Annotated in this window: 9 protein-coding genes; all 9 read right to left on the bottom strand. The window is 59.4% G+C overall.

Annotated features, from left to right (window positions below):
• Nucleotides 1-211: 211 nt before the first annotated feature.
• On the bottom strand, nt 212-1,573 hold the full coding sequence (locus ACVVH8_RS13800) for a TolC family outer membrane protein (protein WP_475230812.1): 1,362 nt from the start codon (nt 1,571-1,573) through the stop codon (nt 212-214).
• A gap of 2 nt (nt 1,574-1,575) precedes the next feature.
• Entirely contained in the window at nt 1,576-2,925 is a 1,350-nt protein-coding gene (locus ACVVH8_RS13795; RefSeq protein ID WP_475230810.1) for an HlyD family type I secretion periplasmic adaptor subunit, read from the bottom strand.
• Nucleotides 2,922-4,700 carry a type I secretion system permease/ATPase gene (locus ACVVH8_RS13790; protein WP_315445367.1) on the bottom strand — a complete coding sequence of 593 codons (1,779 nt, stop codon included), beginning with the start codon at nt 4,698-4,700 and terminating at the stop codon, nt 2,922-2,924. The genes ACVVH8_RS13795 and ACVVH8_RS13790 overlap by 4 nt, the downstream gene beginning before the upstream one ends.
• A 208-nt stretch (nt 4,701-4,908) precedes the next feature.
• On the bottom strand, nt 4,909-5,331 hold the full coding sequence (locus ACVVH8_RS13785; RefSeq protein ID WP_475230808.1) for an AprI/Inh family metalloprotease inhibitor: 423 nt from the start codon (nt 5,329-5,331) through the stop codon (nt 4,909-4,911).
• A 93-nt stretch (nt 5,332-5,424) separates the two neighbouring features.
• Entirely contained in the window at nt 5,425-6,888 is a 1,464-nt protein-coding gene (locus ACVVH8_RS13780) for a serralysin family metalloprotease (RefSeq protein ID WP_475230806.1), read from the bottom strand.
• A gap of 467 nt (nt 6,889-7,355) precedes the next feature.
• Nucleotides 7,356-8,441, bottom strand: a complete 1,086-nt coding sequence (locus tag ACVVH8_RS13775; protein WP_401295957.1) for a polyamine ABC transporter substrate-binding protein — start codon at nt 8,439-8,441, stop codon at nt 7,356-7,358.
• A 58-nt stretch (nt 8,442-8,499) separates the two neighbouring features.
• Entirely contained in the window at nt 8,500-8,844 is a 345-nt protein-coding gene (locus ACVVH8_RS13770) for a cupin domain-containing protein (protein ID WP_093431317.1), read from the bottom strand.
• A 54-nt stretch (nt 8,845-8,898) separates the two neighbouring features.
• On the bottom strand, nt 8,899-10,305 hold the full coding sequence (locus ACVVH8_RS13765; RefSeq protein WP_475230804.1) for an NAD(P)/FAD-dependent oxidoreductase: 1,407 nt from the start codon (nt 10,303-10,305) through the stop codon (nt 8,899-8,901).
• Between the two features lie 52 nt (nt 10,306-10,357).
• Entirely contained in the window at nt 10,358-11,173 is an 816-nt protein-coding gene (locus tag ACVVH8_RS13760) for an AraC family transcriptional regulator (RefSeq protein WP_475230802.1), read from the bottom strand.
• Between the last annotated feature and the right edge of the window lie 70 nt (nt 11,174-11,243).

Genomic DNA, 11,243 nt, shown 5'->3' with positions numbered 1-11,243 from the left:
GCGGTGTTGCCTGAAGCCCTCACCCCAGCCCTCTCCCAGAGGGAGAGGGAGCCGACCGCGGTGTCTTGCGTCTTTCGCCGACCTGAACATTCGGGTCGATATGGATTCAGCACCGTACGGTCAGGTCGGTGCATCTCTCACGCATCCCCCAATCAGTCCCCTCTCCCTCCGGGAGAGGGTTAGGGTGAGGGGCGGTCTCAAGGCCTGCCCATCAACGATGAGCAACACCAAACGCCTCATCCACCCGCGCCAGATCCTGTTCATTCAAGGTCCCGGCGTAGTAATGCAATTTGGTCCACGCCATCAGATAGTCGTACCGCGCCTGCGCCAGATCGCGGCGGGTGGTGAACAGTTGTTGCTCGGCGTTCAACGCGTCGAGGTTGGTCCGTTCGCCGCCGAGAATGCTTTGCCTGGTCGACACCACCAGCGCTTCCGCCGAGGTCAGCGCCTTTTGGTAAGCGCGCAACTTGTTCACCCCGGACAAACAGGCGCTGAACTGACGACGCAGTTCGATCAGCGTCTCGCGAGTCTTGCCGTCCAGTTCATATTCCGCCTGTTCCATGGTGCGGCTGGCTTGCCGCGTCGAAGCCGACACCCCGCCACCGGCGTACAACGGCACGCTCACTTCGAGGCCGATGGTGTTGGTTTCGTAACGCTGGTTGTAGGTGTTACCGCTTTCCGATTCGTTCTGGCGCATCGAGGCGTAGGCGTTGATTTTCGGTAGATGCCCGGCACGGTTGCGCTCGACTTCGTAACGCGCCACTTCCACGGCCTGGCGTTGCGAGGCCAGGTTCGGGTTATTGCTGATCGCCATTTCGTGCCAGGTGTCGTAGTTGGCCGGCATCAGCGCGAAGGTCTGGAAGTTTTGAGCCAGCGGCGCCAGATCAGCGATATCCACCGCTGGCACACCCACCAGCGCGCCCAATTCCCGCAGCGCCGCGTCTTGTTCATTGCGCGCCTCGATTTCCTCGGCCGTCGCCAACTCGTAGCGCGATTCGGCTTCGAGGATATCGGTGCGCGTGCCCTCGCCCTGCTTGAACATGTGCTCGTTCTGCTGGAACTGCTGCTCGTAGGCTTTCTTCTTCGCCTGGGCGATGTCGATCTGGTCCTGGGCAAACAAGGCTTTGGTGTAGTTGTCCAGCACCCGCACCAGCAGTTCTTGGCTTTTGCCGCGAAAGTTCTCGTCGGCGAACAACGACTGCGCCACACCCTTGCGATACGCCGCATAGGCTTCGTAATCGAGCAGCGGCTGTTGCAGGGTCAGGGCTGAGCCATAACTGCTGTAGTTGCGGTCTTCAGTGCGATTGCGCGCGCGGTCATCAAGGGAAGTCGCTTTCGACGTGTTGCGGCCCTTGTTGTAGGTGTAACCGATGCGCGGCAACAGCCCGGCGCGGCCGATGGCACGGTTCTCCAGGCCAGCATCGCGCTCCTTGATTGCGCCGAGGAACACCGGGTCATTGCGCAACGCCTGTTCGTAAATCTCGAACGGCCCCATGGCCGCCACTGCCGAGTGACTCGCGAGCAGCATCAATGCCGCTCCGAGCATGGAAAGCTTATTCATACAGCCGAACATCCTTATTCTTCGGTCAGCGCAGAGCCGGCCCGGTCGAGCAGCGGTTTGAACAGATAGTTGAGGAGTGAACGTTCGCCCGTGCGCACGAACATTTCTGCGGGCATGCCGGGCTTGATCACCAGACCGTTGAGTTTTTCCATAGCCTGATCACTAACGCTGCTGCGCAACACGTAATACGGCACGCCGGTTTTCTCATCGACCATCTGGTCGGCGGAGATCAGGCTGACTTCACCCGGTACCCGCGGGGTTTTGCTCTGGTTGAACGCGGTAAACAGGATGTCCACCGGCAAGTGCGGACCGACCTTGTCGATCAGGTTGATCGGCAAATGCCCCTCGACTTCCAGGGTGGTGCCTTGCGGAACGATCTCCAACAGGGTTTCGCCCTGACGCACCACGGCGCCTTCGGTGTGCACGCCGAGGTTGACCGCGACACCGTCAGCAGTGGCGACGATCTCACTGTGTTGCAGGTCGAAACCGGCGGAGGTCAGTTGCTCGGACAGGGTGACGCTCTTCAGCTGCGCGTCGGCCAGTTGCGTGCGCACTTCCTTCTGATATTCCTCGCCGTGCTGTTGCAGCTTCAGGCGCGACTCAAGAATGCCTTGCTCCACTCGACCGCTTTCACCGGTGTTTTCCGCCAGTTGCTGCTGCACTTGCGAGAGCTGGCGCTGGTATTCCATCAAGCGGTTGCGCGGGATGTAGCCGTTGTCAGCCAGCGGTTGCAGGTTGCTCAACTGTTGTTGCAGCGAGTCTGCCTGGGCATTGAGGTCGGTGCGCGCACGGCGCATACCGGCCAGTTGCGCGGTGGCGCCTTCGATGCTGGCACGCAATCCGGCCTGCTCGCGGTAATACGCTTCACGGCGGCTGCTGAACAACTGCCGTTGACCTTCCAGGACCAGCGCCAGACGCGGGTCCGGGTCATTGCTCAACTCGGCGGGAAAGGTCACTTGCTTGAGGTTGTCGCGCTCGGCCTGCCAGCGCGCCAGACTCGCCCACGCCATGCGGTACTGCGCCTGCAGCGATTGCACATCGGCGGCGACTTGGGTCTGATCGAGCCGGAACAGTGGCTGCCCCTGCTTCACGATCTCGCCTTCACGCACCAGAATCCGGCTGACCACGCCGCTGCTCATCGACTGCACGGCTTTGCGTTTGCCCGTGACCACCACGGTGCCCTGCACCGGAATGCCCTGATCCAGCGGCGCCAACGCGGCCCAGGTGAAGAAACTGCCGGCGCCGACGATCGCCAGAATCCAGCCCATGCGGGCGAAAAATTTCGCATCACGCTCGGGGCGTTCGGCGACGTAGGCGTGTTCCATGCTCGCTTCGTTTTCAGTGTTCATGCTTGCGCTGCTCATACACCCGAATTCCTTGTCGTGGGCTGGTACTGCCGGCTCATGCTGAGCCCGCCCGGTGCTTGCGCAGGTTTCTCGCGTTGTTGCTCGTTGGCGGCGCCGGACAGTGCCTTGAGCACGTCCTGACTGGCGCCGAAGGCTTGCAGACGGCCGTCGTTGAGCACCAGCAATTTATCGGCCTGGGCCAGCACCGAAGAGCGGTGCGTCACCAACACCACCGTGGTGCCTTGGGCCTTGAGCTGCGCGATGGCGCTGGCCAGTGCCGCTTCGCCGACGGTGTCGAGGTTGGAGTTGGGTTCATCCAGCACCACCAGGCTTGGCGTGCCGTACATGGCCCGCGCCAGTGCCACGCGCTGCTTCTGGCCGCCGGACAGACCGCTGCCGTCCTCGCCCAATTGCGTGTCGTAACCTTGCGGCAGGCGCAGGATCATTTCGTGGACACCGGCCTGTTGCGCGGCGGCCACGACTTTCTGCGGATCGGCTTCACTGAAACGCGCAATGTTCTCGGCGATGCTGCCGCTGAACAGTTCGATGTCTTGCGGCAGGTAGCCGATGTACGGCCCGAGCTGATCACGATTCCAGCGGTGAATATCTGCACCGTCCAGCCGCACCGTGCCACCGAGGGTCGGCCACACGCCGACCAACACACGGGCCAGGGTCGATTTACCGGAACCGGAAGCACCGAGTACGCCCAGCACTTCACCTGCGCCCAGATTGAAATTGACCATGTGCAAGGTCGCCGCGCGTTGCCCCGGCGGGCCGGCGCTGACCTGTTCAAAGGTGATCTGGCCTTTCGGCGCCGGCAGCGCCATGGCGTCATCGCTTGGCGGGAAGGCTTGCAGCAGCGCATCGAGACGACGGTAAGCGAGTTTCGCCCCGCTCCACTGTTTCCACACGGCAATCAACTGATCGATCGGGCTCAGCACCCGCCCCATCAGGATGGAACCGGCGATCATCATCCCGGCGGTCATGTCGCCCTTGATCACCAGCAACGCACCGAGCCCCAGCACCAGTGATTGCAGGCACAGGCGCAAGGTTTTGCTCAGCGAACTGATCACCGCCCCCGTATCACTGGCCTGATTCTGCAGACCCAGAAAGCGTGAATGCACCTGGAACCAGCGCTTGCGTAACGAACCGAGCATGCCCATCGCCTGAATGGTTTCGGCGTTATGCAGATGGCTGGTGGCCAACTGGCTGGATTTCTGCGAGAAACCGGCGGCTTCGCCCAACGGCTTCTTGGTCATGTATTCGTTGAGGCAGGCCAAGGCGATCAGCAACAGCGCACCCGCCGTCGCCAGCACGCCAAGCCAGACGTTGAACAGGTAGATCACGAACAGATACACCGGGAACCACGGCGCATCGAAGAAGGCGAACAGCGCAGGCCCGGTGACGAATTGGCGAATGTGGGTCAAATCGCCCAGCGATTGCCCGGCGTTGCCCTCGCCCTTGAACAGGTTGCGTTCGAATGCAGCCTGATAGACCCGCAGGTTGAAACGGCGCTCCAGTTGGCTGCCGATACGGATCACGATGAAGCTGCGCACCACTTCCAGCAGGCCGATGAAGGCAAAGAAACCGACCACCATCAGCGACAGCATCGCCAAAGTGGTTTCGTTCTGCGAGGACAGAACCCGGTCATAGACTTGCAGCATATAAATCGACGGCACCAGCATCAGCACGTTTATCAGTGCGGTAAAGCAGCCGACGCTGATCAGAATGCTTTTATAGTCGCCCAATGCCTTGAATAAGGGAGCGGTGGCTGGGGCCTTCGCCATCTTCATTGATTCGTCCTGAAAGATATCTCTCGTCGATCATTGACGAGACTTCAAATTAGTTATCCGGGCAATGCCGGAATTGCTTTTTTGTGGGCACTTACAATTTCATAACAACTTGCACGATTTAATGCGGTGCAGTTGCTTTGAAGACAGCCGCTTATAACCACACAGCAGTGCCTTATATAAAAACCTGTCGCCTACTTGGCAATTACAACTATGGCGCCTTGCGCTCCAAGGTAATGACCAGGCCCGACTTCAAAGTAGCCAGATAATGCCCGTCACCTTGTCGGCTGAAGAACTGGATTCTTGAGCCTTCCTTGCCAGTGATGGAAATGCCGTCCGGTTCGGGAAACCAACCGATGGGCGTTTCTTCCAGCCAGGCTGCGAGGCAATCGGCGCCCTCCCCGACAGTCTGGTTCAGCGCCAGTTCTACAGCGCAGGTATTGGAGGGTTTGTCTTGCAGCTTTTGCGCTTCAGCGGTGTCTTCGCGAGTGTTCAGCGTCGCCTGCCATTGACCGGCAAATACCGAGGGATCTTCGAGTCTGAGGCTGCTTGCCATGCTTGCTTCTCCGGTAATCATCATCAGCGTCGCGATCAGCCACGTCTGTGTCATGTAGGTAAAAACGTTTCGACTCATAGGAAATTTCACTCCGGCGCTTAGCCTTGCCCACCGGGCTGAACGATGCAAGCGAAGAAAGCGGCGCATCACGCGCCGCTTCCCTGTTTCACATCAAGCCACGATGTCGCTGGTCGCTGCCTGGCCAACGGTGCTGACCTGGAAGTCGGCCACGCCGTGCCCGGAGAAGTCCACCGAGAGCAGACTGTTGCCGCCCGACGAAGTCAGAATCGCATCGCCGGCTACACCGGTGAAGCTGCTGACAAAGTGCAGGCCGGCGCCGTTGGTGATGCCGGTCAGATCGATTTTGTCCAGACCGCTGACGAAATCGAGGATCTGATCGATCGCACCCGGCTTGGAGTCCGAGCTGGCTGCGAACACGAACGTGTCCGAACCCGCGCCGCCCCACAGCTTGTCGGCACCGCCAGCCCCGTAGAGGATGTCGTTGCCGGCACCGCCCTTCAGTTCGTTGGCCACGCTGTTGCCGATCAGCAGATCGTTGCCCGAACCGCCGATGGCGTTCTCGATGATCGCGCCCTTGGCGATGGACACGTTACCCACCAGGCCGCCAACGTCGGAGAACGAGGCGTCATTGAGGTTGATCTTCTGGTTCTGAGTGAAACCCGAGAAGTCCAGAGTATCTTTGCCGCCCGCATCCCACACCGAGAACACCAGCTTGTCCGCCGACGACGAGGCGCTGAGGTGATCACGACCGGTGTTGGAGTTGAAACCGTAGGTGGTGTCACCGGTACGGGTGGTGGTGTTGGCACCGTAAAGCTTCTGGATGGCAGCGATATCGTCCATCAGCGGGCCGGAGGCATAAGCTTCTACGCCGCCCTTGCTGAAGTTCTGATTGGTGTTGCTCTCGCTCCAGTAACTCATAAGGCTGTAACCGCGGGTGTCTTGCCCGTAGGAAGCATCCTTGTAAGTCGGATTGCCTTCGCCGGCGTTGTAGTCGCCAGGGTGAGACAGGCCCAGGGTGTGGCCGATTTCGTGGGTCAAGGTCTGACGCCCGTAGTTGCTCAGGCCTGGGGTCTTGTTGACGTCGTAGCCGCTGCCGGTCAGGTACCAGGACTGGCCGTCATAACCTGGCTCGGTGCCCGGCAGGAATGCAAACGCTGCCGCGCCCTCCTGGCCACCGCTGTAGTTACCGAAGGTCATGTGACCATCGCCGCCTCGGGCAGCTTCAGAGAACGTCACATTGGCGACATCGGCCCAGGATTGCATGGCGAGCACGGCCTGGGCTTTTTGCAGGGCGCTGAACTGACTGAAACCGGTGACACCGAGGCCACTGAAATTAGCGGTTTTGGCGGTCAGAAAGGTGTAGGTCAGTTCGATCTTGCCGCTGTGATCCAAGTCGTTCCAGTGGGCACCATCACGCAGCAACTGAGTCGCAGCCTGATCCACGGAGAAAGACGGTTTGCCATTGACCGTGAGGTTGCCGCCACGATCGTATTGGTGGCTGAAGCTATTGATCTGGTTCCAGGCAGAGCTGGTTGCAGCCAGAGATTGCGGCGCCGCCGACAGCAGAAGAGCCTGTTCGGCGGTATCAATAGCATTAGCTTTAACTTTCGACATAAACACACTTCCTTGTTTAGCAATGGAACAGTTTTTGTCCGATAGCGACAACCCCTGGCGAGATTGTCCTATCACTCGCCCAATGAAGGCGTAAGAAACCTGACACAATTTGAAATCTGTCGTAAAGGATTTTTTTGAGATCAAATTGAACTGTTCCGGGAAACTCCCGTAAACAAAGCGTGCGCTGTGGGAAGAATGTTTTAGACGGTGATTTTTTGCCTAATTGTCTGACGATTTTCTATTTAATTATTAAATATGGGTAAGTTGTTTTTTGTTAGGCGCGTCTCACTTCGCTGCACTTTATTAGTGCGTGCCAGCGCATTGATATCAACTATTTCAATACTCGAAAACCAATGTGGGAGCGGGCTTGCTCGCGAAGGCGTCAGGTCAGTCAACATTGAAGTCGAATGACCCTCCGCTTTCGCGAGCAAGCCCGCTCCCACAGGGATTTATCAGCGATACGGTTATCAACTACCGGTGCGAATCTTGTTCCATACCCGCGTACGAATCCGGTCGATATTCAGCGGCATCGCTTCCAGCGCGAACAGCTTGCCCATCATCTCCGGGCTCGGGTACACCTTGGTGTCGTTCTTGATCGCCGGGTCGATCAGGCTGTCGGCCTGTTCGTTGCCGTTGGCGTAGTGCACGTAGTTACTGATGCCCGCCATCACGTCCGGACGCAGCAGGTAGTTCATGAACGCATAGCCGGCCTTTTCGTCCGGTGCATCAGCGGGCATGGCAACCATGTCGAACCAGATCGCCGCGCCTTCCTTGGGAATCGCGTAGCCGATATCGACACCGTTTTTCGCTTCCTTGGCGCGGTTCTCGGCTTGCAAGATGTCGCCGGAGAAACCGACCGCCACGCAGATGTCGCCATTGGCCAGGTCACTGGTGTATTTCGAGGAATGGAAGTAGCTGACGTATGGCCGGACTTTCATCAGCAGCGCTTCAGCCTTTTTGTAGTCCTCGGGATTCTTGCTGTGATGCGGCAGACCCAGGTAATTGAGCGCTGCCGGAAGCAGTTCCGGACCGTTGTCGAGGATCGCCACGCCGCACTTCTGCAGCTTTTCCATGTATTCGGGTTTGAAGATCAGGTCCCAAGAGTCGACCGGCGCGTCATCGCCCAGCACCGCTTTGACCTTGGCGATGTTGTAGCCGATGCCGGTGCTGCCCCACAGATACGGGAAGCCGTGTTCGTTGCCCGGATCGTTGGTTTGCAAGGCTTTGAGCAGCACCGGGTTGAGGTTCTTCCAGTTCGGCAACTGGCTCTTGTCGAGCTTTTTCAGCGCCCCGCCCTGAATCTGCCGGGCCATGAAGTGGTTGGACGGGAACACCACGTCATAACCGGATTTACCGGTCATCAACTTGCCGTCGAGGGTTTCGTTGCTGTCGTACACGTCATAGGTGACACCGACGCCGGTTTCTTTCTCGAAGTTCTTGGTGGTGTCCGGCGCGATGTAGTCGGACCAGTTGTAAACCTTGACCGTTTCCGCGGCCTGAGCAAGGGAAACGGCGAGCATCAGCGGTGCCAGAGCGAGGGTCTTGCGGATCATGGATCGATTCCTGTGTGGGTTTTCTTTTTTGTTGGCAGGCAATCAAAGGATCAAACAATCAGAAAATCAGCACGTAGCTCTTGCGCACGGTTTCCTGGATATCCCAGATACCGAGCGTGTTGGCCGGCAACATCAGTGCGTCGCCACCTTGTATGTGCAGGGTTTCGCCACCACCGTCGGGGGTGAACGTGCAGCGTCCGGAGATGAAATGGCAGAACTCCTGCGCGGTAATCTGCCGACGCCAGCGGCCGGGGGTGCATTCCCAGACGCCGGTTTCTACGCCGTCGTCGCGCTCGACGCTGGTGGTCGAGGCAATGGCGACAGGTTCGCCGAGGGGCACGGCGACCGGATTGGACTCGTCGAGCTGGAGCGTGGCGGTGTTTTTGAACTGGGTGATGCTCATGGCGTTACCTGTCTTGGGGCTTTGTTGATGGCTTTTTGGGGAGTGCATCGACGTTCAATGCATGAAACCTTCCATGAAACCGGCCACTTGGCTGGCGAGTTTGCGCCGCCATGGCGCGGTCGCCGGGTTGGCCAGGGTCTGGTCTTCATGGACGAAGCTTTTGATGATCGCGTTGTAACCGAGCCAGCGACACGGCTCCGGCTCCCAGGCGCGCAGAGCGTGAATGCCACCGTCGGGCAGCACCCAGGGCTGGTTAACCAATTCGCTGTCGCGTTCAAGAATCAGATCCGCCAGGGTGCGGCCGCCGAGGTTGCTGGCACCCACGCCTTCCCCGCCATAACCGCCGGACAACGCGATGCCGTTGGCGCGATCGCAGAGCATGTGCGGCTTGAAGTGTCGGGACATGCCGAGGTTGCCGCCCCAAGCGTGAGTGATCTGCACATTTTTCAGTTGCGGAAACAGTTCGCCGAACAGATAGCGGCGTAGCTCGACCTCATCACGGGTCAGGTCGAAGTTGTGGCGCAACTGGCCGGCAAACTGATAACCGCCACGTGCGCCGAAGATTAAACGGTTGTCGGCGCTGCGCTGGCCGTAAGTGACCTGGCGGCTGAATTCACTGAAGGCCTGGCCGCGATTGAGGCCGATCTCCTCCCAAGTGGCGGCGGACAGTGGCTCGGTGGCGACAATCAGGCTTTGCACCGGCAACTGATAGCGACCCAATGGCGGCAATGTCACCGAATACCCTTCAACTGCCGGAACGATCCAGCGACTGCGCACACTGGCCTGGGCCGTACGCAAGCTGCACGACTGCCAATGGGTGACCGGGCTGTTTTCGTAAATCTTCACACCCATGCCTTGCACGGTGCGCGCCAGAGCACGTACCAGTTTGGCCGGGTGAATGGTCGCCACATGCGGCGCATAGATGCCGCCGTAGGGTTTGGCGACGCGGATCTGCTGCGCCAGTTGCTCGGGGCTGAGCCAGCGGTAATCGTCGTCGGTCAGGCCTTGGGCATGCAGTTTGGCCAGGTATTCACGCAGGCTGGCTTCTTGCTCCGGGTAACGTGCCGCGCAGTACAGGACGCCGCCCTTGCGGTAATCGCAGTCAATGCCTTCACGTTCGAGGACAACTTCCACTTCGTCGGGGATGCTGTGCAGCAGGTCAAACGAAGCGCGGCGCTGTTCCGGCGACAACCCGGCAAGCAAACGATCCTCGCCGAGCAGGTTGCCCATCAGCCAACCGCCGTTACGACCTGAGGCGCCGAACCCGGCGGTTTGCGCCTCGATGATGGCGATATCCAGGCCCGGGGCATGTTTCTTCAGGTAGTACGCCGTCCACAGCCCGGTGTAACCGGCGCCGATAATCGCCACATCGACGTCCAGATCCCGCTCAAGCGCGGGCCGCGCGATCAGCGGCTCGTCGAGTTGGTCCATCCATAAACTGATAGTGCGCCATGCTGGCATGCAAGACTCCGCCACTGAAAACCTTCGATGGCGTCGATCCTAGTGCGCGGGCTCAGGGAATGTCTTGCGCGCGTGTCCGCAAAGAAATTTGTTTGACGTAGGCCTTTGGCGACTGCCCGGTGTGCCGACGGAAACAGCTATAGAACGCCGACAGCGAATTGAACCCGGCTGCGAAGGCAAGCTCATCGATACGCACGGGCGGTGTCGCCGCGTCGAGGGATTTGAGCAAATGCTGCAGGCGCGCCTGATTGACGTAGCGATAGAAGCTCTGCCCCAGCACCTGATTGAGCAGGTAGGAAATCTGATTGCGGCTGTACCCACACTCCTTCGCCACCCGTTGCAGGTCGAGCTCGGGATCGAGATACGGTTGCTGTCGTTCGAAATATTGCTGCAAGTCCTCGGCCATAAAGCTCAATTGGCGCGGCGACAGGCCCAGACGACTGACCGCCGGGCGCTGGCTGGCTTTCTCGTTGTCGCCACTTTGCGCGCGAACCAGCGAAGCGTATTCGTTAACTCGCCAGATCAGCCCGTCCTTGACGGTAATTGCCTCACTGGAGCGGAACGACACCAGACCATCACCACCGCGTAGCGTCACTTCGTATTGAATGAACGCGGTGTTGCCGTCCACGCGGATCCGGTCGCAATGCTCGAGCGCTTCGTCGGATTCCCTCGGCATGCTGACCCGCACGTACTCGCGCAACTCGTCGAGACCGAGCACGCGGTTCTGGAAGAAATCGTTGTACTGGATGTCCGGGTGGTACAGCGCCATGACGCTGTCGAGGTCGCGGTGCTTCCAGCTCAAGTGATAGCGCATGACCGTGGCAGCCGTGGCCTGGGTCTGGTCTGGGCCGTCATCGTCGGCGTGCATAAAGGGCTCGGCGAAAAAGAATCGAGCTTGCCCAAGTTCGCCACGGGCAGCAATGATTAATCCGTAATGG

It is taken from the genome of Pseudomonas trutticola BRTCR10, from assembly GCF_056155105.1.
This window is presented reverse-complemented; position numbering and strand designations above follow the sequence as displayed.

Coding starts and splice junctions, on each gene's coding strand:
- ACVVH8_RS13800 (WP_475230812.1), bottom strand. CDS start 1,573: ATGTTCGGCTGTATGAATAAGCTTTCCATGCTCGGAGCGGCATTGATG.
- ACVVH8_RS13795 (WP_475230810.1), bottom strand. CDS start 2,925: ATGAGCAGCGCAAGCATGAACACTGAAAACGAAGCGAGCATGGAACAC.
- ACVVH8_RS13790 (WP_315445367.1), bottom strand. CDS start 4,700: ATGAAGATGGCGAAGGCCCCAGCCACCGCTCCCTTATTCAAGGCATTG.
- ACVVH8_RS13785 (WP_475230808.1), bottom strand. CDS start 5,331: ATGAGTCGAAACGTTTTTACCTACATGACACAGACGTGGCTGATCGCG.
- ACVVH8_RS13780 (WP_475230806.1), bottom strand. CDS start 6,888: ATGTCGAAAGTTAAAGCTAATGCTATTGATACCGCCGAACAGGCTCTT.
- ACVVH8_RS13775 (WP_401295957.1), bottom strand. CDS start 8,441: ATGATCCGCAAGACCCTCGCTCTGGCACCGCTGATGCTCGCCGTTTCC.
- ACVVH8_RS13770 (WP_093431317.1), bottom strand. CDS start 8,844: ATGAGCATCACCCAGTTCAAAAACACCGCCACGCTCCAGCTCGACGAG.
- ACVVH8_RS13765 (WP_475230804.1), bottom strand. CDS start 10,305: ATGCCAGCATGGCGCACTATCAGTTTATGGATGGACCAACTCGACGAG.
- ACVVH8_RS13760 (WP_475230802.1), bottom strand. CDS start 11,173: ATGCACGCCGACGATGACGGCCCAGACCAGACCCAGGCCACGGCTGCC.